Origin of the sequence: Candidatus Pelagibacter sp. HIMB1506, from assembly GCF_052047935.1 — a bacterium.
In the GTDB taxonomy this organism is placed as follows: Bacteria; Pseudomonadota; Alphaproteobacteria; order Pelagibacterales; family Pelagibacteraceae; genus Pelagibacter.
In genome coordinates this window covers 864629-889921 of record NZ_JBNAIS010000001.1, presented here as the reverse complement: position 1 = coordinate 889921, position 25293 = coordinate 864629, and the positions used below count along the sequence as shown (strand labels likewise).

The window sequence follows — 25293 nt, the reverse complement described above, 5'->3', positions numbered from 1 at the left end:
AAAGGAATCGTATATAAAAGATCATGGTTCCTATAAAAGAAGCACTCACCTTTGACGATGTTACGTTAGCCCCGAAGTACTCGGAGATATTGCCATCTGAAGTAAATACATCAGTCAATTTAACGAAAAATTTAAAACTTAAAATCCCACTTTTGTCTTCTGCAATGGACACTGTTACAGAAAGCAATATGGCTATAGCAATTGGTAAAGCCGGTGGAATAGGGGTTATTCATAGAAATTTAGATATCAAAAAACAAATTTTAGAAATTAAAAAAGTTAAAAAACAAAAATTGTTAGTTGGAGCAGCTGTTGGAGCATCAATTGCTGAATTTGATAGAGCTAAAGCTATACTTAAAGAAGGTGTAGATTTAATTGTAGTAGATACTGCTCATGGACATACCAAAAAAGTGGGAGAAATAGTTAAATATATAAAAAAAATTAAAAGTAAGAACATTGCTTTATGTGCTGGAAATATTGCAACACCTGAAGCAGCAAAATTTTTAATTAAATTAGGAGTAGATATTATTAAAGTTGGGATTGGACCAGGATCAATTTGTACAACAAGATTAGTAGCAGGGATAGGTGTTCCACAGTTAAGTGCAATTTTATCAGTAAGAAATGGACTTAAAAATAAAAATGTAAAAATAATTTCTGATGGTGGAATAAAATATTCTGGCGATCTAGCAAAAGCTTTTGCAGCAGGTGCGGATGCTGTAATGATAGGTTCTTTATTTGCCGGTACAGATGAAACACCTGGTAAATTAATTAAGAAAAATGGAAAATTATTTAAAAGCTTTAGAGGGATGGGTTCTGTAGGAGCTATGAATAAAGGTTCAGCAGATAGGTATTTTCAAACTAAGCAAAAAGATACATCCAAGTATGTTCCAGAGGGAGTAGAAGGTTTTGTAAAATACAAAGGTGATGTTGGCAGTATTATATTTAAATTAATTGGTGGCCTTAAATCTTCTATGGGTTATCTTGGTTCAAAAGAAATTGTGAAATTGAGAAACAAACCACAATTTGTTAAAATTACTAAAGCTGGATTTTATGAAAGTATGGTTCATAATGTAGATGTAATTAAAAATGACAGTAAATATTAATGAATAAAATTTTGAAATTTATTTCACTGGTTGTTTTAATTGTTTCGTTTCAATCTAATTCTTTTTCAAAGGAAAATTTTTTTAATGAAGCAATTAAATTATATGAAAAAGAAAAATATGAGGATGCGAGATTTTTATTTGAGAGAAATATTGTATTTAATCCAAAGGATGCAAATTCATACTTGTATTTAGCAAAAATTTATAATCACGAAGAAGATCAAAGAAAAGAAGAATACAACTTAGAAACTACTCTATTAATTGATCCTCAAAATGAAGAAGCTATTTTAATGCTAATGAAAATTGCACTTGAAAAATCTAATTATGATAAAGTTAAAGAATTATCTGAAACATTTGTTCAAGTATGTAAGTCATTATGTGATGAAAATAATGAAATTTTAGAGTCTTTAAAAAATCTAGAACCAAGCAATGAGTCTTGATAATAGCCTTAACAAAATCTTAATTGTAGATTTTGGTTCACAATTTACTCAATTAATAGCAAGGAGAATTAGAGAGCTTGGAGTTTTCTCTGATATTGTAAGTCATAAAAAAATTAAACTTAATCAAATTAATCAAAGCGTAAAAGGTATAATTTTATCAGGAGGCCCTCTGAATGTTTATCAAATTAATAAATATTCATTTGATAAAAAAATTTTGGAATTAAATATTCCTGTTCTTGGTATTTGTTTTGGCCATCAAATATTATCTAAACTTAATGGTGGAAGAGTTAAGCAATCAAAGCATCGTGAATTTGGTTTAGCAAATGTAATTAAAAAAAATAATAGTCTCTTAACTAATAATTTTTTTGGTACAAAAAAATCTAAAGTGGTCTGGATGAGCCATGCTGATCAAGTATCTAAATTACCTAAAAATTTTAAAGTAATTGCATCAAGCTCAAATTCTAAATTTGCAATTGTAGAAAATAAAATTAAAAATTTTTATGGTGTTCAGTTTCACCCAGAGGTAACTCATACAGAGAACGGAAAAAAACTAATTAGTAATTTTATTTTTCTTATTTGTAAAATTAAGAGAAATTGGTCATCAAAAGATCAAAAGGTACAATTAATTAAAGATGTAAGGTCTCAAGTTGGAGATAATAAAGTTATTTGTGCGTTATCAGGTGGAGTAGATAGTAGTGTGGTTGCTCAATTATTGAATAAAGCAATAGGTAAAAAACTATATTGTATTTTTGTAAACACCGGATTGCTTAGAAAAAATGAAGAATTTCAGGTTGTTAAAACTTTTAAAAAACGACTAAAAATGAATTTAATCTATGTGAATGCTGAAAAGGAATTCTTAAGTAAATTAAAAAATGTATCTGATCCAGAGAGAAAAAGAAAAATAATAGGAAATCTATTCATTAAAATATTTGAGAGATATGCAAAGAAAATAAAAAATGTAAAATTTTTGGCACAAGGAACTTTGTACCCAGATTTAATTGAAAGTAAGTCTGTTACTGGAAGTCAAACTTCCAAAATAAAATCACATCATAATGTGGGTGGTTTACCAAAAAAAATGAACTTAAAGTTAGTAGAGCCATTAAAATTTCTATTTAAAGATGAGGTAAGAAAATTAGGTTTAGAGTTAAATTTAAGTCATGAAATAATTTCACGACATCCGTTTCCTGGTCCTGGTTTAGCAATTAGAATGCCAGGTATTATTACTAATGAAAAGATTAAAATTTTAAAAGAAGCTGATCATTATTTTATACAAGCTTTAAGAGATCATGGGCTTTACCATAAAATTTGGCAAGCATATGCAGCATTACTTCCAGTAAAAACAGTTGGAGTTATGGGTGATAACCGAACATATGAATATTTATGTTTACTAAGAGCAATTACCTCTGAAGATGGAATGACTGCAGATTTTTATGAATTTAAAAAATCGTTTATGCAAACTATTTCCAACAAAATTGTCAATAGCATAAGAGGAATTAATAGAGTTGTGTATGATATTACTTCTAAGCCCCCAAGTACTATTGAATTAGAGTAATTTTAATTATAAAAACATCTTATGAAATATTTACATACAATGATCAGAATTAAAGACGTAGATGAATCTTTAAGATTTTTCTGTGAAGGCCTTGGTTTAAAAGAAACAAGAAGAATGGAAAATGAAAAAGGAAGATTTACTTTAATTTTTCTTGCAGCTCCTAACGATGAAAAGGCAGAAATTGAGTTAACTTACAATTGGGATGGTGATGAACTTGGTGAGGGTTCTAGAAATTTTGGCCATCTTGCATACAGAGTAGATAATATTTATGAAACATGTCAAAGGCTAATAGACATGGGTTACACTATAAATAGACCACCAAGAGATGGTCATATGGCATTTGTTAGATCGCCTGATAAAATTTCAATAGAAATACTTCAAGAAGGAAATTTAGAGCCTAAAGAGCCATGGGCTTCAATGGAAAATACCGGCTCTTGGTAGGTCGATGAACAAAAAGATTTCAGATTTTATAAAGAAAAAAAATAAAACTAAATTAGTAACTTTAACTGCATATTCTAAAAATATTGCATCAGTCTTAGACAATTATTGTGATCTAATTTTAGTAGGGGATTCACTTGGATCAGTTTTATATAATTATAAGTCTACTAGAGAAGTAACTTTAAATACTATGATTGAACACTCCAAAAGTGTTCGTATGGGTATTAAAAAAAGTTTAATGATTGTCGACATGCCTCATAACACTTATCGAAATCCTAAAGAGGCATTGAAAAATGCAAAATTAATTATGAAAAAAAGTAAATGTGATGGGGTCAAATTAGAGGGAGGAAAGAAAATTATAAATACTATTAAAATCTTAGTTAACAATAATATTCCTGTAATGGGCCATATAGGAGTTTTACCTCAGTCAGATAAAACATTTAAATTTAAAGGTAAGAAACAAAGTGAAAAAGAAAATATTATGAGAGACGCAAAGTTACTTGAAGAAGCAGGTTCATTTTGTATGGTTTTAGAGTGTGTTCAAACATCATTGGCAAAACAAGTAACTAAAAGTGTTAGTGTTCCAACAATTGGGATAGGTGCATCTAATAATTGCGATGGTCAGATTTTGGTATTTGATGATTTAATAGGTTTAAATCCAATCAAATTTAGATTTGTTAAGAAATATACAAATATAAAAACAGAAATATCAAAAGCAGTCTCTAAGTATGCAACTGAGGTTAAAAAAAGAAAATTCCCCTCTAAAAAATACTCTTTTAATTAAAAATATTTTTTAAACTCCTCGTTAATATTCAGTATCTCAAGATCTACTAAACCACCTATAATTAATTGTAAGCCAACAACTAAAATAAATATTAAACCAATGTAAGCTATCCAAATATGTTTTTGAATATAATTAGCCATATAAGTAGCTAATGCACCAGTAAGAACGACCGATAGGACAAGACCAAAAATCATATAGCCAAAATATCCTTGAGCTGCAGCAACAACACCTATAACATTGTCAAAACTAATCATCAGATCAGCAAATAGCACTTTACCTATACTATTTATGTACGATGGTTGTTTTGTTTTTTTAACTGAAGGTTTTATATTTTTTATATCAACAAGATCTTTTCTTAAGTCATTAACTATCCATACCAGCAATAATCCACCTAAAATTTTTATAAAATAAAATTCAAATAAAAAAGTAGCAAAGATTGCAAAAAAGATTTTAAAAACAAACGCTCCAATTACACCCCATAAAATAATTTGTTTTCTATTTTTGGGTACAAAATTTGATGCAATAGAACCAACTATCACAGCATTATCTGCTGTTAAGATAATAGTGATAAAAATAATTTGGGTTAGGATTATGAGCTCTTCAATCAAGATGTCTAATTATTATTTCAATTTAACAAGATTGCAATCAAAGAATAAAAAAAAGCGGTCAAAACATTTGACCGCCTAATAAATTAGTATTTAGATTTCTTTGTTCCTTCTATTATTTCTTTTAACTCGTTGTATTCTTCACAGTTACAAGCTTCCAATACTTTAAGTCTTTCTTTAGCTAAATCCATTCTATTTGTAGCAACATATAATTCACCTAGATACTCGTTTATTCCAATATGGTCTGGTTTGATTGCTAGGCCTTGAAGATAATATTTTTCTCCATTTTCAAAATCACCAAGTTTTCTTGTTGTAAAACCAAGATAGTTAAGTGTATCCGCTTGAATTGGTTTTTTATCGTTTGATTTTAGAAGAAGTTTTTGAGCTTTTTCATATCTCTTTTTAGCTTTTTCTAATTTGCCTTTTTTTTCATATTTTTTTGCAGCTTTAACATGAGTAACTGCTTTATCGTAATCTGATTTTACTTTCTTAGGTGTTGAGTCAGAACTGCTACCTGCTGACATTGCATTGGAAGCAAATAAAACAAATATCAAAGTAATAAATATTTTTTTAATCATTATAAAAATTTCTCCATTTGGCTTAAAGGTTTTAAGTTTAGTCCATTTTCAATTAAATTTTCTTTAATTGACTTTGCTGTTGCAAGCGAACTATCATTATCTCCATGTATGCACACAGAGTCGATTTCACAAGGTATTTGCTTTCCACTGTGACAATTCAGTGCCTGATTTTTTACCATACTCAATACATGTTTTTTAGCTTCTTCAGGGTCAGTAATTAATGCATGTGATTTTTTTCTAGAAACTAAATTTCCATCATCTTCATAGGTTCTATCTGCAAAAATTTCACAGGCAATTTTCATATCTAATTTTTTAGCTGATTGTTCCATTTTAGAACCAGTAGGTACTAAATAAATCAAATCTCTACTTATTTCATTGATCGCTTTTGCTAATGTAGTTGCTAGATCAATATCCTCACACGCCATATTATTTAATGCTCCATGTGGTTTTATATGAGTAACATTTTCTCCATGATCCTGAGCAATCTTTTGTAAAATTTCATATTGATCAATAATTAATTTTCTAACTTCTTCAGGTGCAAGGTCCATTCTTTGTCTTCCAAAATTTTCTGGGTCATTGAATGATGGATGAGCACCAATGCTTACACCATTTTTTTTTGATATTTGAACCACTTGGTTCATAGATTCTTCATCACCGGCGTGAAATCCACATGCAACGTTAGCAGAATTTACTATATCGAGTAAATCTGGATCATATTTATTTGAATGGTGTTTTGATTTTTCACCTAAATCACAATTTATATTAATTTCCATAGTTCTAATTGTTGAAGTATAACATGCCATGATAAAAAATATATCAAATCTTGGTGACGCAGCTGTTTATTGCGATTTTGGTATAGAGGTAAATAAATCAGTTAACTCTGAAGTAATAAAATATTTTAAAGCTTTAAAAAAAGAGAATGTTGAAAGTATAAATAATCTTACTCCTTCTTATAATAAATTAATAGTTTCTTACGACCTTAGAAAAACAAACTTTAAAGAAGTTAAAAAATTAATTGAAAATTTAAATGTTAATGAAACTGAAGATGACAATAGCACTAAAATTGAAATTCCTGTTTGTTGTGATGATCAATTTTCTCTTGATATAAAAAGATTAGAAGAAAAATTAAATATCAGTCGAGATAAAATTTTAGAAAATTTTTTTAGTAAGGAATATTTTTGTTATATGACAGGATTTATTGCTGGTATGCCATTTTTAGGTGATTTGGATGAAAATATGAGAGTGCCAAGATTAGAAACACCAAGAGTAAAAGTCCCAAAAGGATCAGTTGCTTTAACCGAACAATTTGCAAATATTTATACATTTGAAAGCCCTGGAGGATGGAACATACTTGGCAATACACCTGTAGATGTTTTTGATAATTCAAAAGAATTAGAGCCAAATTTAATAAATCCTGGCGATATAGTAGTTTTTAAACAAATAAATCTTGAAAAATATAATAGTTATAATGACAAATAATTTCGAAATTATAAGAGCCGGAGTAAACACAACCTTTCAGGACCAAGGAAGAAATAATTTATATCATATAGGAATTCCATTTAGTGGAGCGATGGATAATAGAAATTATAGTTTAGCTAACAAGCTGGTAGATAATAAATTAAATTCGCCAGTTATAGAATTTGCATACCAAGGACCACATATAAAATATTATGGAGATAAAATTAATATTGCAGTTACAGGTGATGTTATTTTTAAAATTATTAAAGGTGGTACAGAAATTGATGGTAATTGTTATGAGAGTTATCAAATTGAAAGTGGAGATGAAATTAATCTAATCTCAACAAATAAGTCAATTTATGGATATTTAGCAGTTGGTGGAGAATTAGATTTAAAATTTCAATGGAATAGTTGTTCGATAAATACCAAGGCAAATATTGGATCAAATAATGGAAAAAAATTAGAGAACGGTCAAAAAATAAATATCCTAAATATTAATTCAGACCAAAGTAAAAAAAAGACTAACTGTATAAATTCTAAAGTTGAAAATATTAGAGTAATAAAAGGACCAAACTTTGATTATTTTTCTGATGAAGGAAAAAAGATATTTTTTGAAAAAGAATTTTCTGTGTCAAAACTTTCAGATAGAATGGGAATGAGATTAGAAGGTCCAAAAATTGAAAATATTGTAAATACCAACATTAAATCAGAAGGGTTGTTAAAAGGAGTCATCCAAGTACCAGCAGATGGAAACCCAATTATTATGCTTTCAGACCATGGTACTATTGGAGGATATCCAAAAATTGGTGTGGTAGCTAGTGTTGATTATGATCGATTGGTACAAATATCACCTGGCTCAAAAATCAAATTTAAAGAGATAAATTTATCTGATGCTGAAACTTTATTTAAATTGTATGAGATGGATACTCAGAACTTACTCAATCAAATATAATGAATATTATTAGAAAATTTCCAGGGCCTTTTTTAATTTTCTTAGGTGCGTGTAGTCTTAGTTTTGGAGGTTTGATTGTTAAGTCATTTGAAGGGGCAACTCTTTGGCAAATATTATTTTGGAGAACAGTATTTTTCCTTATTGTAATTAGCTTGTACTTAGTTTTAACTTATAAAAAACAAGTATTTAGATCCTTTTATAATTTAGGATTTCCTGGTTTCTTTGGTGGATTTATTTTATCACTCGGTTTTAGTGGCTATGTATTTGCGATGTATAACACAACAGTTGCTAATGCTAATTTTATTATTCAAACACAAACAATCTTCCTAGCAATATTTGGTTATTTTTTTTTAAAAGAAAAAATTTCAGCAATCACTCTGACTTCAATAATTCTTGCAATTTCAGGAATACTTCTAATGGTTGGAAGCTCTTTATCTCCAGGTCAAATGTCTGGAAATATTGCAGCTTTCATAATGCCAATATCATTTGCTACTTTAATTTTAGTTGTAAGAAAATATCCAACTGTTGATATGGTTCCTGCTCAATTTGTTGCAGGAGTTTTTGCTTTGTTAATTGGTTATCTAATGTCAGAAAAAATAATGATATCTCCAAACGATATCTTTTTAGGATTTTTAGCTGGGTTTTTACAATTAGGATTAGGTTTTATATTTATTACTATCGGAGCTCAAAGAACACCATCAGCAATGGTTGGAATCATAATGTTAACAGAAGCAGTACTAGGTCCTTTATGGGCGTGGTTGTTTATAAATGAACAACCGCCTTTCATAGTGATAATTGGAGGATCAATAGTTATTTTTGCAGTTTTACTTCAATTTTACAATTTATATACATCAGAAAAAAAAGCGATCTAATAACATTTGACATTAAACAGTATTTATTAGAATATTTGTTAACGGGAGAGATCACAAACATTGTGACACCGAAGGAGCAACCGCCCAGGAAACTCTCAGGTAAAAGGACCGTATTATATTAACTCTGGAAAGAGATTGAATTCTCGCCGAAGGAGTAAAACTCTCAGGCAAAAATACAGATGGGTACGACAGAGTTAGTATGGGAAAAAAAACATCTTTAAACAAACTTCATCAAGATAACCAAGCTAAATTTGTAGAATTTGCTGGATATGAAATGCCCATACAATACAGCAAAGGAATTGTTGAAGAACATAAATTTACAAGATCAAATGCAGGTATTTTTGATGTGTCTCATATGGGTCAATTATTTATTTATGGCGAAGAAGATTTAACTGCTGATCTTGAAAAAATTTTTCCACTTGATTTAAAAAATTTGAAACAAAACTGTTCTAAATATAGTTTTTTAATGAATGATAGTGCAGGAATTCATGATGATTTGATAATCACTAAAATTGAAAAAGGATATTTAATTATTTTAAACGCAGCATGCAAAGACAATGATTTTAAAATTTTATCAGATTTACTTAAAAGTAAATATGAAATGGTTCTTGATGATCAAAGAGCATTAATTGCAATCCAGGGTCCAAAGTCAGTTGAGATTTTAAACAATATAATAGAGGGTGTTGAAAAACTTAATTTTATGACAGGGAACTGGTTTGATTATAAAGATCAGAAAGTTTTTGTAACAAGATCTGGATACACAGGAGAAGATGGTTTTGAAGTATCTATTAATAACGATTTAGCTGAGGTATTTACTCAGAATTTGATGGAAAAAGGAGCACAACTTATAGGACTTGGGGCAAGAGATACCTTGAGATTAGAGGCTGGATTGTGCTTATATGGACATGAACTTGATACTGAAAAAACACCAATTGAAGCAAACTTAAAGTGGGCGATTTCTAAAGAGAGAATTTCAAATGGTGGATTTGTTGGTTCTGATAAAATTATGAGAGAAATACAAGAAGGTACCTCTAAAATTAGAATTGGGATTAAGCCAGAAGGAAGATTGATTGCCAGAGAAAAAACTAAAATCTTTGATGAGTCAGAAAAACTTATTGGCGAGATTACCAGTGGAACCTTTGGTCCGAGTGTAAATGGCCCAATAGCAATGGGCTACATTGATAAAGAGTTTTCTAAAGTCGATACAAAAATTTTACTTGAAGTAAGAGGAAAAAAACATCCTGCAAGTGTTTGTGGGTTACCATTTTATAAAAAAAGTTACGTGAAAGGAGCAAACTAATGAGTGAGGTTAAATTTTCAAAAGAGCACGAGTGGATTACAGTGGAAGGCGATGTTGCTACCATTGGAATTACAAAACATGCAACAGAAATGTTAGGAGATATTGTTTTTGCTGAGTTACCTGAAAAAGGTTCAAGCGTTGAAAAAGACGGAACAGCAGGAGTAGTTGAGTCAACTAAAGCTGCAAGTGATGTTTATACTCCAGTAAGTGGTGAAGTAGTAGATACCAACCAAGCCATAGTAGATGATCCTGCTAAGATTAACGAAGACCCTGAGGGATCAGCTTGGTTTTTTAAACTTAAATTAAAAGATAGTTCAGAAATGGACAGCTTAATGAACAAAGAAGAATATGATAAATTTGCAAAGGAGAGTGCTAGCTAATGTTACATAATTCACAAAAAGACTTTTTAAAAAGACACATTGGCCCTTCAGAAGAAGATCAAAATAAAATGCTGAAGGAGCTTAATTATAATTCATTAGACGATTTAATAAAAAGTACAGTTCCAGAAAAGATACAATTGAAAGATGGATTAAATATAGGAGAGTCTAACTCTGAATATGAAGCATTAAGAAAATTGAAAGCGATTTCAAAAAAAAATCAAATTTATTCAAATTTTATTGGTATGGGTTACTATGGAACTTACACTCCATATGTAATTTTAAGAAATATTTTAGAAAATCCAGGTTGGTACACTTCTTATACTCCTTATCAGCCTGAAGTAGCGCAAGGAAGATTAGAAATGCTTCTAAACTTTCAACAAATGATTGTTGATTTCACAGGTATGGATATTGCAAATGCATCGTTGCTTGATGAAGGAACAGCAGCTGCAGAAGCTATGGGATTAAGTCATAGATTAAACAAAAAAGATAGCAATTTAGTTTTTGTTTCAGAAAATTGTCATCCACAAACAATTGATGTAATTCAAACAAGAGCAGAACCAATGGGATTAAAAGTACTTGTTGGTAATGAAGATAAAGTATTGGATCAACTTAAAGAGGATTTGGTTTGTGGAATTCTTCAATACCCTGGAACTTTAGGAGACATTAAAGATCCAAGTGAAGCCATTAGTAAAATCCATAAAAAAAATGGAAAAGCCGTATTAGTTTCTGATTTATTAGCTTTAGCGCTACTTAAAACACCAAGAGAATTAGGTGCTGATATTGCAGTTGGAAGTTCACAAAGGTTTGGAATACCAATGGGTTATGGCGGACCTCATGCAGCTTTCTTTGCAACTAAAGATGAATTTAAAAGATCTATGCCAGGAAGAATTATTGGTGTGTCAGTAGATAGACATGGAAATAAAGCTTACAGATTATCACTTCAAACAAGAGAGCAACATATTAGAAGAGATAAAGCGACAAGTAACATTTGTACTGCTCAAGCATTGTTAGCAATTGTTTCAGCTGCATATGCTATTTACCACGGTCCAGATGGAATAAAAACTATTGCAGAAAGAGTTTCTCAATTAGCTAAAAATTTTGCAGATAAATTAAAACAATCTGGATATGAAATTTATTCAGATCATTTCTTTGATACAGTTACAATTGTAACAAAAGATAAAACTGATCAAATCTATAAAAATGCTTTAGATCAAAAAGTAAACATTAGGAGAGTAAATTCTGAAATGTTGGCTGTTTCTTTTGATGAAAAGAAAAATGTTTATAGAGTAAATCAATTGTTGAAAATTTTTAATGCAGCTGAGTCGATTAAAAGAGAAGATCCAACAGTAAGTTTACCAAATTTACCAAAAAATTTATTAAGAACTTCAAAATATTTAGAACATCCTGTTTTTAATTCATATCATTCAGAAACCGAGATGCTTAGATATTTAAAAAAACTAGAAGATAAAGATATAGCTCTTAATAGAACTATGATTGCACTTGGATCATGTACTATGAAATTAAATGCTACTGCAGAAATGATTCCTATTTCATGGAGGGAGTTAGCGGAACCTCATCCGTTTGTACCTGTAGAGCAGATGGAAGGGTATAGAGCTTTATTCACTGATCTTAAAAATTGGTTAAGATCAATTACAGGTTTTTCTGGAGTTTCACTTCAACCAAATGCAGGTGCTCAAGGAGAATATGCGGGGTTAATGGTAATTAGAAAATATCATTTAGATAGAGGCGAAGAAAATAGAAATATATGTTTAATTCCAAGCTCAGCACATGGAACAAATCCTGCTAGTGCACAAATGGTTGGAATGAAAGTTGTAGTTGTTGATTGTGACAAAGAAGGAAATGTTGATTTTGAAGATTTGAAAAAAAAAGCAGAAGCAAATTCTGAAAATCTTGGAGCATTAATGGTTACATATCCTTCTACTCACGGTGTATTTGAAGAAAAAATTACAGATATATGTGAACTTATACATAAACACGGTGGTCAAGTATACATGGATGGTGCAAATTTAAATGCACTTGTTGGAATAGCAAGACCTGGAAATTTTGGTCCAGATGTTTGTCATATAAATTTACACAAAACATTCTGTATTCCACATGGTGGTGGAGGACCAGGAATGGGTCCAATTGCATGTAAAAGACATTTGCAAGTTTATTTACCTAATCATCCAGTTGTTAAAGATTGTGGACCTGCTACAGGAATAGGAGCAGTTTCAGCAGCCCCTTGGGGAAGCTCAAGTATTTTATCAATTTCTTGGATGTATATTAAAATGATGGGTTCAGAAGGTTTAAAATTAGCTACTCAAGTTGCTATATTAAACGCAAATTATATAGCTCACAGACTTAAAGATCATTTTCCAATTTTGTACAAAGGCTCAAATGGAAACGTTGCTCATGAATGTATCATTGATATTCGATCAATTAAGAGTGAGACAGGTATTACTGAGGAAGATATCGCTAAAAGATTGATCGATTATGGTTTCCATGCACCTACAATGTCTTGGCCAGTTGCAGGAACTATGATGATAGAGCCAACAGAGAGTGAAAGTTTATCTGAGCTTGATAGATTTTGTGATACTTTAATTAATATCAAGTCTGAAATAGATAAGATTAATTCTGGTGAGTTTGATAAAGTAGATAATCCTATTAAGAACGCTCCTCATACAGATATAGAACTTGCATCAGATGAATGGGATCATAAATATTCAAGAGAGCAAGCTGCTTATCCTGCTAAGTTCTTAAAAACAAATAAATTTTGGCCACCAGTTGCAAGAGTGGACAATGTTTATGGAGATAAGAATATCTTTTGTACTTGTCCAAGTATGGATGAGTTTAAAGAAGACGCGGCATAATCATTAATGAAAATTGCTGTAGTTGGTTCTGGGATATCAGGCTTAAGTGCTGCATATTATTTATCAAAAAAACATCACGTAGATCTTTTTGAGAAAGAAGATCATTTTGGTGGTCATTCTCACACAATAGATTTAGTTTTTGATGAAAAGAAAGTATCTGTAGATATTGGTTTTATTGTATTTAATTTTCAAACCTATCCAAATTTAATTAATTTTTTTAAAGAAAATGATGTTCAGATAGAAAAAAGTGACATGTCATTTTCTGTATCAGTAGAAAATTCAAACTTTGAATATTGTGGAAAAGGTTTAAATGGAATTTTTTCTAATAGATCTAATTTATTTAATCCTAATTTTTTAAAAATGTTTTTTGATATCATTAAATTTTATAAAAAAAGTGATCAAATAAATGTTAGAGATCAAAAACTAACTTTAGGTGAATATTTGGAAAACAATAAACTATCAAAAACGTTTATTGATTACCATATCATCCCAATGGTATCTGCAATCTGGTCTATTCCACCTTATGAAGCTAGCAAGATGCCAATAACATTCTTTTTAAAATTTTTTCAAAATCATGGGCTCTTTAAATTAAAAAATAGACCTCAGTGGTATACTGTATCTAATAGAAGTAGAACTTATGTAAACAAAGTAATTTCAAAGATAAGTGGTGAATATTTTAAAAATTATAAAATTAAAAAAATTATAAGAAAGTCAAAAGGGTTAGATTTATATTATGGTGGTGAAAGTGAATTTTTTGATTACGATAAAGTTGTTATAGCAGCTCACGCTGATGAAGCTTTAAAGTTGATTGATAATCCTACTAATGAAGAGACAAAAATTTTATCTAATTTTAGTTACAAGGAAAATATTGCATATATTCATACAGATAAAAGAGCGATGCCAAAAAATAAAAAGGCATGGTCCTCATGGAATTCATCAATCAATGACAAAGATTTAGAAAAAAATTCTATTACTTATTGGTTAAACCTTTTGCAAAACCTTAAATGCAATGAGGACATTTTTTTAACTCTTAATCCTTATTTTGAAATTGATGAGAGTAAAATACTTAAAATAGTTAAATTTACTCATCCTTATTATGATCAACAGGCACTAGATGTTCAATCAGAACTATCTAGTTTACAAAATAAAAAAGATTTGCTTTTTTGTGGGAGTTATTTTGGTTACGGTTTTCATGAAGATGGAATAAAATCATCGATTGAAATGCTAAAATACCTAAATGACTAATTCATGCATATATAACGGAAAAGTAATCCATAAACGTTTCAAACCTAAAGAACACTATTTTAAGTATAGTGTTTTCTCACTTTTAATTGATTTATCTGAGTTAAGAAAAATAGATCAAGAGATAAGCTTCTTTTCATTGAATAAATTCAATCTAATCAGTTTTCATGAAAAGGATCATGGTGAACGCGACGGATCTTCTCTTGAAGAGTGGGTAAAGAAAAATTTAGAACAAAATAGAATAGACACCACAGATATTAAAATTAAGCTTCTCTGTTATCCAAGAATTTTTGGTTATGTTTTTAATCCTTTAAGTATCTTTTTCGTTTACAATCAAAATGATAAATTAATATCTATATTATATGAGGTGAAAAATACATTTGGTGAGCAACATACTTATGTTTTTAGAGTAGATAGTGAAAATAAATTAATTCAGAATAATTGTTCTAAAAAATTTCATGTTTCACCTTTTATAGAAATGAATTGCAAGTATTTCTTTAGAATTCTTAATCCTGATGAAAAACTTTCTGTAATCATTGATCAATACGATCAAGAAGGAAAAATTTTATTTGCATCTCAAGATGGTAAGAAAACTGATTTAAATAGCAGCCAATTATTAAAGTCTTATTTAAAACATCCTCTAATGACCATTAAAATAATATCAGCAATCCATTTTGAAGCATTTAAATTATGGATGAAAGGAATTAAAATTATTAAAAAAAAAATAAAAATAAGAAACAATATAACGGTAGAGAATTAATGTTATTAAATAAAACTGCAGATAAATTAGTTTTTAAATTTTTAAGTAAAATTAAAAATGGATACCTTGAGATTACTACCCATGAAGGTGAGATATTAAAATTTGGTAACCCTGATCAATCTTTGAAGGCAAATATTAAGATAAAAAATCCAAATTTTAATTATAATTTAATTAGAGGTGGAAGTATTGGTTTTGCTGAAAGTTATATGAGAGGTGAATTTGAAACTGATAATCTTTCAGATCTAATTGAGTTAACAGCTAGAAATATTCAAGTGATATATAAATTCTCTGGTTTGCTTGATCTACCTATAATTAATTTTGTAAAAAATAAAATAATTAAAAATACAAAAAGTCGAAGTAAGGAAAATATTGCAAAACATTATGATCTAGGAAATGATTTCTTTTCATTGTGGTTAGATGATACTTTAACTTACTCAAGCGCAATCTTTGATGATAGCTCAAAAAATTTAAGCGTTGCACAAAATAATAAATACCAAAAATTAATTGATCTAATCAAACCTAGTTCTGGAGATAAAGTTTTAGAAATTGGTTGTGGTTGGGGTGGCTTTGCAGAATATTTAGGAAAGAAATACGATGTGAAACTAGACTGTATTACTATTTCTAAAAAACAATTCGAATACGCAAAAGAAAGAATTCATAAATGTGGTCTAAATGAAAAAGTAAATATTGAAATTAAAGACTACCGTGATCTTCAAGGAAAATATAATTCGATCGCTTCAATTGAAATGATTGAGGCAGTTGGGCAAAATTATTTAGAGAGTTATTTTAAAACAATAAAAGATAATTTATCGAATGGAGGAAAGGCTGCAATTCAAGCAATAACCATTGATGATAGTTTGTATGATAGATACAAAAATAAACAGGATTTTATTCAAAAATACATTTTCCCAGGAGGATTTCTTCCTAACAAAAATAGCATTAATAGATACGTTTCAGATAACGGCTTAACAATTAATTCTTACATATCATATGCAGATCATTATGCAGAAACGTTAGCTATCTGGAGAGAAGAGTTTTTGAGAAAATGGGATCAAATTAAAAATCAAGGATTTGATCTGACCTTTAAAAGAATGTGGGAATTTTACCTATCTTATTGTGAAGCTGGATTTAAATCTAAAAATATTGATTTGATTCAATTTTCAATGCAGAATAAATAACACCAATAATATGAAAATAATTAAATCAATTTCGTTGATAATTCTGGCTTTCTTAATTACAAGTTGCTCAAATAATAGTGCCATGAAACCAGAAGATTTTAAAAATAAAGAACCTAGATTAATTATTGAAGAATACCTTACAGGAAACGTTAAAGCTTGGGGTGTTTTACAAAATCGATCAGGAAAAGTTACAAGACAATTCTCAGCCGATTTAGACGGAACATGGGATGGTAAACAATTAATTTTAAAAGAAAAATTTAATTGGGACGATGGTGAAGTTCAAGACAGAGAGTGGACAATTACTAAAATAGATGAACATAATTATGAAGGTACAGCAGGGGACGTTGTTGGAAAAGCAATAGGATATTCTTACGGACCTGCTTTTAAATTTGAATACGTTTTGTTAGTTCCAGTTAAAGGAAAAGAATTAAAAATTACTTTTGATGATTGGATCTTTAAACAGGATGAAAGAGTTGCAATCAACAGAGCTACAATGACTAAGTTTGGATTTAAAGTAGCAGAACTGACTGTTGTATTTGTTAAAGATTAATTATTTCTTTTGATGCTTAGTCATCTTCCCTACTAATTTAAAATAAATTTTACTTGGAAGAAAACTAAAGAATTTTAAAGTTAAAGTAAGCGCTTTTGGAAAATGTATTTCAAAAACATTCTTATTAATCAAGCCATCATAAATTTGATCAGCTGCAAATTCAGGTGTTTTTAGAAATGGCATTTTAAAATCGTTTTTATCGGTCATGGGTGTTTTAATAAAACCAGGAGAAACTAAACAAACACGAACATTGTACCTTTTAAAATCAAAATATAAACTTTCTGCTAAATTATTTAGTGCAGATTTTGATGGTCCATAACCAGTTGAATTAGGCAATCCTCTATAACCAGCAATAGACGAAACTATAGTGATTATACCACTTTTTCTTTCTCTATAATATTGTTCCACTGCTTTAATGGAGTTAACTGTTCCAAAAAAATTTACTTTAAAAACATCTTCCATTTGCTCAACATCGATTTTTTTTTCTTTTTTTGGATTCCATGTACCAGTTGAAAAAAAACATATATCAATATTTTCAAACTTATTTTTAATCTGGTTGAAAACTTCTATACATTTTGTTTTATCAGTAACATCCAAAGGAAATGATGAAATATTTTCATAATTTTTTGAAAGTTCATCTAGGAGCTCAACTCTTCTCGCAGATACCGCAACATTCCATTCTTTGTTTGCAAATTTAATTGCCAAAGCTTTACCAATTCCTGTGCTACCACCAGTTATCCAAATAGTTTTTTTGCTCATTTTTTGTTATGTATAAACATTATGTTAAAAAATAAAATTGTAACATTTATATTATTTCTTATCATTACATTTTCAGCATCATTAATTGGAGGATTAGCTACAGTTACTTTCAAGGATCCTTGGTATTCTCTATTAAATAAACCTGTTTTTAATCCACCAGACTGGGTGTTTGGTCCGGTATGGACAATTTTATATTTATTGATGACAATTTCTATTTGGATGTATTGGCATTCCAAAAATAAAGAGATGAATACAGTTTATATTTATTTTATTCATTTAGTTTTCAATGCAACTTGGAGTATAGTTTTTTTTGTATTTCACAACATGCTTTTAGCTTTATTAATATTAGTTGTATTAATTGCATTTATTATCAATCTAATCATAAGATTTAGACGCGTCACAATGATGAGCTTGTATTTAATGATTCCATATTTACTTTGGTGTTGCTTTGCTCTAATTTTGAATACAAGTTTGATAATATTGAATTAATTATGGATGATGTTGTTGTAGTTGGTGGTGGCATAATTGGAGCAGCAACAGCATATTTTCTCTCAAAAGAGGGGAGAAAAGTTAAGGTCATTGAAAGAGATCCAACTTACAAAACAGCTTCATTTCCTTTGTCTTTAGGAGGTTTTAGAAGACAATTTTTTCAAAAAGAAAATATCTTACTTGGTAAATTTGCAAGAGAATTTATTTTTCAAATACCAGAATTATTGAAAACTGAAAAAAATCCTAATCCAACAGCAAGTATGGTAACCAATGGCTACCTTTTGATGTTTGGTCCCGAACATGCTGAAGAACAATATAAAGCTTTAGAAAATCATAAAGAATGTGATGCAGGTACAAAAAATATTAAAGGCTCAGAGCTATCGAAAGTATTTCCATATATAAATGATGAAGGTGTTGAGACTGCTACTTACACAGATAATCAAAGCGAAGGTTGGATAGATCCTTTTATGTTTCATAGTGCACTGAAAAGTAAGGCAATCGAACTTGGAGCAGAATTTATAAAAGGAGAGGTTAAAAGTCTTTCAGAGATAAATGCCAAAACAATTGTTTCTGCAGCTGGTTGTTGGACTAAAGAATTATTAGAAGACATTCCTGTTGAACCTCAAAAACACACAGTGTTCAGAGTAAAATGTCCAACATATATAAAAGAAATGCCTCTAACTGGTGATTTAACTACTGGTGTTTATTGGAGACCTGAGGGTGGAGAGTATTTAGCAGGATCACCATTATCAGTATTTGGTGCAGACGATTTAGAGCCAGCATGGAATGATTTTGAAGAATTAGTTTGGCCAGCACTAGCAAAAAGAATACCAGCTTTTGAAGAATTAAAATTAACTGGAGGCTGGGCAGGTTACTACGATTGTAACAGATTAGATAATAATGCTGTTGTTGGGAAACATCCTAAGTACGACAATGTTTATATGGCTACTGGTTTTACTGGAAGAGGATTAATGCAAGCTCCAGGTATTGGAAGAGCGTTAACTGAATTGATCACGACTGGTTCATACCAAACAATTGATATAAGTGATTTTGCTGTTGAAAGAGTGTTGGGCAAAACTGCAAGAAGAGAACCTTACGTTTTATAATTAAGTTCCACAAAAAGTTTGATATTTTTCATTACCTGTTGGTGTAGGTTTTTGAAATTCAATAATATTTTCTTGATCAGAATAAGGATTACTTAAAACTTTTAAAAGTTTATTCATTGTTTCTAGATTTCCTTTGTCCGCATCAGCTAGAGCATCCTCTACTTTTTGATTTCTTGGTATAACTATAGGATTAGTTTTTTTCATCAGTTCTAAGTATTTGTCAGATGAATTATTTAGTTTTAATCTTTTCTCCCATTCATTAGTCCAATTTTTAAAATCATCATTTTTGTACACTTCATCATCAATCTCAACACCCATTAAATGACAGAAGGTATTTGTGTAATCTACATTATTATTTTTCATCCAATCTAAAAGTTTATTAATTAAAGTTAGATCATTTTTATCTTCACCAAATAAACCAAGTTTATCTCTCATCATATTTAACCATTTTTCTTCATAAATATTTTGAAAATTATCAATTAACTCTGTTGCAATTTTAATTGCTGAATCTTCATCTTTATCAATAAGTGGTATCAAGCATTCTGCAAATCTTGCTAAATTCCATTTTGTAATTGGTGGTTGATTTGAAAAAGCATATCTTCCAAATTTATCTATAGAGCTAAAAACAGTTTTTGGATCATACTGATCCATGAATGCACATGGACCATAATCAATTGTTTCACCAGAAATTGCCATGTTATCAGTGTTCATCACTCCATGAATAAATCCAACTCTCATCCAATTAATGACTAATTGACATTGTTTTTCCATTACAAGACTTAATAAATCTAAAGCTTTATTTTTTGAGGACTTAATTTCTGGATAGTGTCTATCAATTGTGTAATCAACCAATGTATTAAGATCCTCTAGATTTTGAGTAGCTGCAATATATTGAAAAGTACCAACTCGAATATGACTGGATGCAACTCTTGTTAAAATTGCTCCATTTAACAAATTTTCTCTAACAACTTTTTCTCCAGTTTTAACAACCGCAAGACTTCTAGTTGTTGGAATATTTAAAGCGTTAATTGCCTCACTAATTATGTATTCTCTTAGCATTGGACCTAAAGCAGCCCTTCCATCACCACCCCTAGAAAAAGAAGTTCTCCCTGAACCTTTAAATTGTATGTCGAAACGTTGATTTTTATTATCTATGTGCTCTCCTAATAGAACTGCTCTACCATCTCCAAGCATCGTGAAATGACCAAATTGATGGCCAGCATATGCTTGTGCAATTGAATTGGTTCCATCAGGTAAACTATTTCCTGAAAATATTTCAGCTAATTTTTTTTTATCTATTTCTGAAAAGTTTAAATTTAAATTTTTAGCAAGTTTTTCATTTAAAATAACAAGCTCAGGCTCATGAACTGGAGTGGGCTTGATGTCTTCTTTAAATGTTTTTGATAGTTTTGAATATGAATTATCAAAATGCCAACCGATGGTCATTTTAATTAACTAACTTCAGCTTGATGTTCTTTTGGCTTAACTTCTGTTTTAAATTGATTAGAAATTTTTTGAACCTCAACTGATGAAACTTTGTATTCAGCACACATTGTTTCCTCATCTTTTCCATGACCAGTTACCATATTGACCATATGTTCTGGGAAATGGAATGTTGTAAATACAATTCCTTCTTTAACTTTGTCTGTTACTTCAACTTTTAAAGCAACTTCTCCTCGTCCAGAATATAATCTTCCAATATCACCTGTATTTAAATCTCTATGAGCTGCATCTTTAGGATGAATTAATAAAACATCTTCATCAACAATGTTTATGTTTTTTGTTCTTCTTGTCATTGTTGCTGCATTGTAGTGTTGTAGAACTCTACTTGTAGTTAAAATTAACGGATAATCTTTTTGATTAGCTTCTATCTCACTAGATTCTTTCCAATCAAAGTTTTTCAATCTTCCTTTTCCAAGTTTAAATGTTTCTGTGTGTAGAATTTGTGTATCTGTTCCATCTTCTTTTACAGGCCATTGTAATCCTAATTTACCAAGTCTCTCTCTAGTAACACCTTTAAAGAATGGTACCACATCAGCAATCTCTGCTAATACTTGATCTGCATCATAAGATGGTTGATCAAAACCTAATTTTTGCATCATCTCAGTTACAATTAGTCCATCTGGTTTTGTGCCTGGTAATGGAGGAACTGCTCTATTAACTCTTTGAATTCTTCTTTCAGTATTTGTAAAAGTTCCATCTTTTTCTAAGAATGTAGTTCCAGGTAAAACTACAGTTGCAAGTTTTGCAGTTTCACTCATAAATATTTCTTGAACCACTAATAGCTCTAATGAGTTCATTGCTTCAATAACATGTGCACTATTTGGATCTGTTTGAACTATATCTTCACCAATAATCCATAAACCTTTTAGTTCTTTACTGATTGCGGCCTCAAACATTTGAGGAATTTTTAAACCTGGTTTAGTAGGGTGAGTTACACCATATTTTTCAGTATAAAATTTTTGATTGTTTTCATCTGCTACTTCAAAATAACCTGCACCTTGGTGAGGCTGACAACCCATATCCGCAGCACCTTGTACATTATTTTGGCCTCTAAGTGGATTTACACCAACACCTTTTCTTCCAATATTTCCTGTAATCATTGCTAAATCAGCAATCAACATCACAGTTTTAGAACCTTGTTCGTGTTCAGTAACTCCTAATCCATGGAACTCCATTGAATTTCTTGCTGTTGCATAGGCAATTGCAGCTTCTTTAACTAGTTGTTTATCAACACCAGCAACTTTTGCTAACTGATCAACATCCTGTCTTTCGATTTCTTTTAAGAAATTATCAAAACCTTCTGTTCTATCTCTTACAAAGTCAGCATTATAAAGTTTAGATTTAATAATAAAGTGTAACATCATATTTAGAACCGCAACATTAGTTCCTGGTCTAAGTTTGATATGATAATCTGCAAGCTTAGCTAATTCAGTTGTTACTGGATCAAGAACAATTAATTTTTTACCTTTCATCACTTGCTGTTTAATTTTTGCTCCTGTTACTGGGTGAGCATTGGTTGGGTTTGCACCAATAACTAAAAATAAATCTGCATGATAAATATCTTCTGTTGAGTTAGTTGCAGCACCTGTTCCAAATGTTTGCTGCATACCCCAAGCTGTAGGTGAATGACAAATTCTTGCACAACAATCTACACTGTTAGTTCCAACAGCTGCTCTAATCATTTTTTGGAAAACATAGTTTTCTTCGTTTGTACATCTTGCAGAAGAAATTCCAGCAAAAGCATCTGGTCCGTTTTCTTTTGTAATTCTATTCATTTCTTTTTTGATAAAGTCATACGCTTCATCCCAACTAGCTTCCTCAAACTTTCCATTTCTTTTGATTAATGGAGTTTTTAATCTGTCAGGGTGTTCATAAAAACTAAATGCGTATCTTCCTTTGATACAAGTATGACCTGCGTTTACTTCAGTTTGTTTAGGAGTATCTATTGCAACTACCTTATCATCTTTAATTGATGCTTCTAGGTTACAACCAACACCACAGTACGAACAAGTTGTTCTAACTTTTTTATCTACAGCTGCAGATTTAGATTGGAATACATCTGAAATTGCATCCGTTGGACATGTATGGGCACAAGCTCCACATGACACACAAGAACTATCTCCAAACATCATATCGTTGTCTGTTGTAATTCTAGATTCAAATCCTCTACCACTCATTGTTAAAACAAATGATCCTTGAATTTCATCACATGCTCTGACACATCTTCCACAGTTAATACAGTTATCTAAATTCATTCTCATGTAGTCATGAGAAGTATCTCTTGGAATTCCTTTATGTTGCTTAGGACTATTGTATCTATGATCAGCAACACCTAAATCATTTGCAACTGTTTGAAGTTCACAGTTATTGTTTACTTCACAAGTATCACATTCCATTGGGTGATCAGTTAAAACTAATTCAACAATATTTTTTCTAAGATTTGTTAATGCTTCGTTTGAAGTAAATATGTGCTGGTTTTCTGTAACTGGTGTATGACAAGATGCAACCACTCTAGTTGGTCCGTCTTTTTCTAACGCAACTTCAACTGAACAAACTCTACAAGCTCCATATGGTGCTAAGTTAGGGTCATCACATAAAGTTGGTACCTTTTTTTCACCAACATAGCTTTTAACAAACTTTAAAATAGATGTATGATTAGGACCTATTTCGTAAGGTTTTCCATCAATATAAGCAATTTTTCTTTTCTCTGAGCTCATTAATTATCTTTCACCATATCATTTTTCATTTCATCGCCAAAGTATTTTAGGATGTTTTGAATAGGAGTTGGGATCGCTCCACATAGAGCACATAAGCAGCCTTTTTGCATAGTAACCAACAACTCTTCTAGTAATTTTAAAGGAATTTTAGCTGTTTTTTTCTTAGCTTGATCAAACATTTCTTTTCCTCTGTAAGATCCAAGTCTTCCTGGAAAACATTTTCCACAAGATTCTTCTGCAGAAAATTCAAACAAATGATGAATATATTCAGCCATTGGAAAATCTTTTGGGATACTAACTACACTTGCGTGACCTAACATAAAACCTTTTGCAGTAAACTCTTGAAAATCTAAATTTAAATTTTCTATTTCACTTAAAGGAACGACACCACCTAAAGGGCCACCTATTTGAAAAGCTTTAACAGGTTCTTTGTATCCGCCACCAATTTCATTAAATATTTTTTTCATTGGTGTTCCCATGTCAATTTCATAAACACCTGGATTATTAAAGAAACTATCTAAGCAAACTAATTTTGTTCCAGCTGACTTTTTATTTCCAACTGCAGAAAATTTGTCTGATCCATTTAATAAAATTCCAGTTGCAGCCGCTAAAGTTTCAACATTGTTAACTACAGTTGGTTTTTTATATAAACCTTCAGTAACTGGGAAAGGGGGTCTTACATCTACTTCAGCTCTTCTTCCTTCAATAGAAGCTATTAAAGCTGTTTCTTCTCCACAAATATATGCACCTTGACCGATACAAATTCCAAGATCAAAAGAAAAATCTGTCCCTAAAATATTTTCACCTAATAAATTTAATTTTTTAAGTTCATTAATACATCCATTGATCGCTTCAATCGATTTTGGATACTCACCTCTGATGTATAAAACTCCTTCATCACTTCCAATTACAAATCCACACAGCACCATTCCAAAAATAACTTTTAATGGTTGATCTTCTAACAGGTATCTATCTGAAAAAGCTCCTGAGTCACCTTCATCTGCATTGCAGATAACATATTTCTTATCACCTTTTGCTTTACTACAGAAATCCCACTTCATTCCAGTTGGAAAACCAGCGCCACCTCTTCCTGTAAGGTTTGAGTCTAATAATGATTTTACTATTTCTTTTTTATCTGTTTTTAAAAATTTACTTAGTTGTTCTTTAAATTGATCTGTTGATGATAACTTATCATCCATTAAAAAACTTGTTGTTGCATAGCTCTTAGAGAAAAATTTTTCTTGTTTAATTTCTTCACCTTTTAAAATTTGATCAATCTTTTCAATATCTTTTCCAGCATAATTTTCACCATCATAGTGAAATGCATGATTTTCATAACAATGACCCAGACAAAACATCTCTCCAACTTTGTCATCACCTAATTTTTCTTTTAATTTATCTTTTAGTTTGTCTTGAGTACCAGCACACATGCATGCACTTCCGTTACATACGAAAGCTTTTTTTTCTCTATGTGAAGGTCTTAAAAATTCATAAAAAGATTCAGCACCGTGAAGTGTTGAAACTCCAAGGTTATGTTTTTTTGCAATTTCTTTAATATCTTGAGGGCTTTCACTTAATGTGTTCTCTGAAATTTGCTTAAATAGGTTGTCTTTTAAGCCTATTCTTCCAGATAAATTACTTATATTTTTTGACACAATTTCCC

At 30.3% G+C, this 25293-nt stretch carries 24 protein-coding genes and 1 riboswitch; of the genes, 17 read left to right on the top strand and 7 right to left on the bottom strand.

The features are described from left to right. The first annotated feature begins 23 nt into the window (after positions 1–23). The 5 genes from guaB to panB are packed head-to-tail and all read left to right on the top strand — an operon-like array spanning position 24 to position 4311. Positions 24–1100 carry an IMP dehydrogenase gene (gene guaB, locus ACTTA8_RS04870; protein WP_440654647.1) on the top strand — a complete coding sequence of 359 codons (1077 nt, stop codon included), beginning with the start codon at positions 24–26 and terminating at the stop codon, positions 1098–1100. Next, positions 1100–1537, top strand: a complete 438-nt coding sequence (locus ACTTA8_RS04865; protein WP_440635310.1) for a tetratricopeptide repeat protein — start codon at positions 1100–1102, stop codon at positions 1535–1537. The genes guaB and ACTTA8_RS04865 overlap by 1 nt, the downstream gene beginning before the upstream one ends. Continuing rightward, entirely contained in the window at positions 1527–3089 is a 1563-nt protein-coding gene (gene guaA / locus ACTTA8_RS04860; RefSeq protein WP_440654645.1) for a glutamine-hydrolyzing GMP synthase, read from the top strand. Before ACTTA8_RS04865 ends, guaA begins: the two co-directional genes overlap by 11 nt. Before the next feature lie 21 nt (positions 3090–3110). Continuing rightward, positions 3111–3530: a VOC family protein gene (locus ACTTA8_RS04855; RefSeq protein WP_440654644.1), complete on the top strand. Its 420-nt coding sequence runs from the start codon at positions 3111–3113 to the stop codon at positions 3528–3530. Positions 3531–3534: 4 nt separating this feature from the next. Beyond that, the gene (panB, locus tag ACTTA8_RS04850; protein WP_440654642.1) at positions 3535–4311 is read left to right on the top strand and encodes a 3-methyl-2-oxobutanoate hydroxymethyltransferase; all 777 of its coding nucleotides are present in this window, start codon (positions 3535–3537) and stop codon (positions 4309–4311) included. On the opposite strand, the gene ACTTA8_RS04845 is transcribed toward panB, so the two are convergent. From ACTTA8_RS04845 to ACTTA8_RS04835, 3 genes are all read right to left on the bottom strand, one after another. Further along, on the bottom strand, positions 4308–4919 hold the full coding sequence (locus ACTTA8_RS04845) for a YjbE family putative metal transport protein (RefSeq protein ID WP_262589620.1): 612 nt from the start codon (positions 4917–4919) through the stop codon (positions 4308–4310). The genes panB and ACTTA8_RS04845 overlap by 4 nt on opposite strands. A gap of 83 nt (positions 4920–5002) precedes the next feature. Beyond that, complete coding sequence (locus tag ACTTA8_RS04840) at positions 5003–5494, bottom strand: tetratricopeptide repeat protein (protein ID WP_440654640.1); 492 nt, start codon at positions 5492–5494, stop codon at positions 5003–5005. Then, positions 5494–6267, bottom strand: a complete 774-nt coding sequence (locus tag ACTTA8_RS04835) for a 5-oxoprolinase subunit PxpA (RefSeq protein ID WP_440655470.1) — start codon at positions 6265–6267, stop codon at positions 5494–5496. The genes ACTTA8_RS04840 and ACTTA8_RS04835 overlap by 1 nt, the downstream gene beginning before the upstream one ends. Positions 6268–6295: 28 nt before the next feature. Here ACTTA8_RS04835 and ACTTA8_RS04830 point away from each other — a divergent pair, with 28 nt between their 5' ends. From ACTTA8_RS04830 to ACTTA8_RS04785, 10 genes are all read left to right on the top strand, one after another. Next, complete coding sequence (locus ACTTA8_RS04830; protein ID WP_440654638.1) at positions 6296–6973, top strand: allophanate hydrolase subunit 1; 678 nt, start codon at positions 6296–6298, stop codon at positions 6971–6973. Then, a complete protein-coding gene (locus tag ACTTA8_RS04825; RefSeq protein ID WP_440654636.1) occupies positions 6963–7904 on the top strand; it encodes a biotin-dependent carboxyltransferase family protein in 942 nt (313 codons plus the stop codon). Before ACTTA8_RS04830 ends, ACTTA8_RS04825 begins: the two co-directional genes overlap by 11 nt. Next, positions 7904–8776: a DMT family transporter gene (locus ACTTA8_RS04820; RefSeq protein ID WP_440654634.1), complete on the top strand. Its 873-nt coding sequence runs from the start codon at positions 7904–7906 to the stop codon at positions 8774–8776. Before ACTTA8_RS04825 ends, ACTTA8_RS04820 begins: the two co-directional genes overlap by 1 nt. A 31-nt stretch (positions 8777–8807) precedes the next feature. Then, positions 8808–8897, top strand: a riboswitch (glycine riboswitch). Between the two features lie 78 nt (positions 8898–8975). Beyond that, entirely contained in the window at positions 8976–10076 is a 1101-nt protein-coding gene (gene gcvT / locus ACTTA8_RS04815; RefSeq protein WP_440654632.1) for a glycine cleavage system aminomethyltransferase GcvT, read from the top strand. Next, positions 10076–10456: a glycine cleavage system protein GcvH gene (gene gcvH, locus ACTTA8_RS04810; protein WP_262589607.1), complete on the top strand. Its 381-nt coding sequence runs from the start codon at positions 10076–10078 to the stop codon at positions 10454–10456. The genes gcvT and gcvH overlap by 1 nt, the downstream gene beginning before the upstream one ends. Further along, positions 10456–13326, top strand: a complete 2871-nt coding sequence (gene gcvP / locus ACTTA8_RS04805; protein ID WP_440654630.1) for an aminomethyl-transferring glycine dehydrogenase — start codon at positions 10456–10458, stop codon at positions 13324–13326. The genes gcvH and gcvP overlap by 1 nt, the downstream gene beginning before the upstream one ends. A 6-nt stretch (positions 13327–13332) precedes the next feature. Further along, on the top strand, positions 13333–14571 hold the full coding sequence (locus ACTTA8_RS04800) for an NAD(P)/FAD-dependent oxidoreductase (protein WP_440654629.1): 1239 nt from the start codon (positions 13333–13335) through the stop codon (positions 14569–14571). Continuing rightward, on the top strand, positions 14564–15328 hold the full coding sequence (locus tag ACTTA8_RS04795) for a DUF1365 domain-containing protein (RefSeq protein ID WP_440654628.1): 765 nt from the start codon (positions 14564–14566) through the stop codon (positions 15326–15328). The genes ACTTA8_RS04800 and ACTTA8_RS04795 overlap by 8 nt, the downstream gene beginning before the upstream one ends. Continuing rightward, positions 15328–16506: a class I SAM-dependent methyltransferase gene (locus tag ACTTA8_RS04790; protein ID WP_440654627.1), complete on the top strand. Its 1179-nt coding sequence runs from the start codon at positions 15328–15330 to the stop codon at positions 16504–16506. Before ACTTA8_RS04795 ends, ACTTA8_RS04790 begins: the two co-directional genes overlap by 1 nt. Before the next feature lie 10 nt (positions 16507–16516). Further along, complete coding sequence (locus tag ACTTA8_RS04785) at positions 16517–17056, top strand: DUF3833 domain-containing protein (protein ID WP_440613940.1); 540 nt, start codon at positions 16517–16519, stop codon at positions 17054–17056. Here ACTTA8_RS04785 and ACTTA8_RS04780 read toward each other — a convergent pair whose 3' ends face one another. Next, positions 17057–17815: an SDR family NAD(P)-dependent oxidoreductase gene (locus ACTTA8_RS04780; RefSeq protein ID WP_440654625.1), complete on the bottom strand. Its 759-nt coding sequence runs from the start codon at positions 17813–17815 to the stop codon at positions 17057–17059. Positions 17816–17836: 21 nt separating this feature from the next. Between ACTTA8_RS04780 and ACTTA8_RS04775 the strand changes: the two genes are divergently transcribed. Both ACTTA8_RS04775 and ACTTA8_RS04770 read left to right on the top strand, forming a co-directional pair. Continuing rightward, entirely contained in the window at positions 17837–18304 is a 468-nt protein-coding gene (locus ACTTA8_RS04775) for a TspO/MBR family protein (protein ID WP_440654624.1), read from the top strand. Positions 18305–18306: 2 nt separating this feature from the next. Continuing rightward, positions 18307–19410, top strand: a complete 1104-nt coding sequence (locus ACTTA8_RS04770) for an NAD(P)/FAD-dependent oxidoreductase (protein WP_440633895.1) — start codon at positions 18307–18309, stop codon at positions 19408–19410. Here ACTTA8_RS04770 and ACTTA8_RS04765 read toward each other — a convergent pair whose 3' ends face one another. Genes ACTTA8_RS04765 through ACTTA8_RS04755 form a run of 3 tightly spaced genes read right to left on the bottom strand, consistent with a single transcriptional unit; the run spans position 19411 to position 25285 of the window. Then, a complete protein-coding gene (locus ACTTA8_RS04765; RefSeq protein WP_440654622.1) occupies positions 19411–20856 on the bottom strand; it encodes a protein adenylyltransferase SelO in 1446 nt (481 codons plus the stop codon). It abuts the gene before it with no gap. A 5-nt stretch (positions 20857–20861) separates the two neighbouring features. Beyond that, positions 20862–23630 carry a formate dehydrogenase subunit alpha gene (fdhF, locus tag ACTTA8_RS04760; RefSeq protein WP_440654621.1) on the bottom strand — a complete coding sequence of 923 codons (2769 nt, stop codon included), beginning with the start codon at positions 23628–23630 and terminating at the stop codon, positions 20862–20864. Continuing rightward, positions 23630–25285, bottom strand: coding sequence for an NADH-ubiquinone oxidoreductase-F iron-sulfur binding region domain-containing protein (locus ACTTA8_RS04755; protein ID WP_440654619.1), 1656 nt, complete (start codon positions 25283–25285; stop codon positions 23630–23632). The genes fdhF and ACTTA8_RS04755 overlap by 1 nt, the downstream gene beginning before the upstream one ends. Positions 25286–25293: the final 8 nt, after the last annotated feature.

Bases quoted from the DNA above. Each gene is read 5' to 3' on its own strand.
- guaB (WP_440654647.1), top strand. From the start codon at position 24: ATGGTTCCTATAAAAGAAGCACTCACCTTTGACGATGTTACGTTAGCC.
- ACTTA8_RS04865 (WP_440635310.1), top strand. From the start codon at position 1,100: ATGAATAAAATTTTGAAATTTATTTCACTGGTTGTTTTAATTGTTTCG.
- guaA (WP_440654645.1), top strand. From the start codon at position 1,527: ATGAGTCTTGATAATAGCCTTAACAAAATCTTAATTGTAGATTTTGGT.
- ACTTA8_RS04855 (WP_440654644.1), top strand. From the start codon at position 3,111: ATGAAATATTTACATACAATGATCAGAATTAAAGACGTAGATGAATCT.
- panB (WP_440654642.1), top strand. From the start codon at position 3,535: ATGAACAAAAAGATTTCAGATTTTATAAAGAAAAAAAATAAAACTAAA.
- ACTTA8_RS04840 (WP_440654640.1), bottom strand. From the start codon at position 5,494: ATGATTAAAAAAATATTTATTACTTTGATATTTGTTTTATTTGCTTCC.
- ACTTA8_RS04835 (WP_440655470.1), bottom strand. From the start codon at position 6,267: ATGGAAATTAATATAAATTGTGATTTAGGTGAAAAATCAAAACACCAT.
- ACTTA8_RS04830 (WP_440654638.1), top strand. From the start codon at position 6,296: ATGATAAAAAATATATCAAATCTTGGTGACGCAGCTGTTTATTGCGAT.
- ACTTA8_RS04825 (WP_440654636.1), top strand. From the start codon at position 6,963: ATGACAAATAATTTCGAAATTATAAGAGCCGGAGTAAACACAACCTTT.
- ACTTA8_RS04820 (WP_440654634.1), top strand. From the start codon at position 7,904: ATGAATATTATTAGAAAATTTCCAGGGCCTTTTTTAATTTTCTTAGGT.
- gcvT (WP_440654632.1), top strand. From the start codon at position 8,976: ATGGGAAAAAAAACATCTTTAAACAAACTTCATCAAGATAACCAAGCT.
- gcvH (WP_262589607.1), top strand. From the start codon at position 10,076: ATGAGTGAGGTTAAATTTTCAAAAGAGCACGAGTGGATTACAGTGGAA.
- gcvP (WP_440654630.1), top strand. From the start codon at position 10,456: ATGTTACATAATTCACAAAAAGACTTTTTAAAAAGACACATTGGCCCT.
- ACTTA8_RS04800 (WP_440654629.1), top strand. From the start codon at position 13,333: ATGAAAATTGCTGTAGTTGGTTCTGGGATATCAGGCTTAAGTGCTGCA.
- ACTTA8_RS04795 (WP_440654628.1), top strand. From the start codon at position 14,564: ATGACTAATTCATGCATATATAACGGAAAAGTAATCCATAAACGTTTC.
- ACTTA8_RS04790 (WP_440654627.1), top strand. From the start codon at position 15,328: ATGTTATTAAATAAAACTGCAGATAAATTAGTTTTTAAATTTTTAAGT.
- ACTTA8_RS04785 (WP_440613940.1), top strand. From the start codon at position 16,517: ATGAAAATAATTAAATCAATTTCGTTGATAATTCTGGCTTTCTTAATT.
- ACTTA8_RS04780 (WP_440654625.1), bottom strand. From the start codon at position 17,815: ATGAGCAAAAAAACTATTTGGATAACTGGTGGTAGCACAGGAATTGGT.
- ACTTA8_RS04775 (WP_440654624.1), top strand. From the start codon at position 17,837: ATGTTAAAAAATAAAATTGTAACATTTATATTATTTCTTATCATTACA.
- ACTTA8_RS04770 (WP_440633895.1), top strand. From the start codon at position 18,307: ATGGATGATGTTGTTGTAGTTGGTGGTGGCATAATTGGAGCAGCAACA.
- ACTTA8_RS04765 (WP_440654622.1), bottom strand. From the start codon at position 20,856: ATGACCATCGGTTGGCATTTTGATAATTCATATTCAAAACTATCAAAA.
- fdhF (WP_440654621.1), bottom strand. From the start codon at position 23,630: ATGAGCTCAGAGAAAAGAAAAATTGCTTATATTGATGGAAAACCTTAC.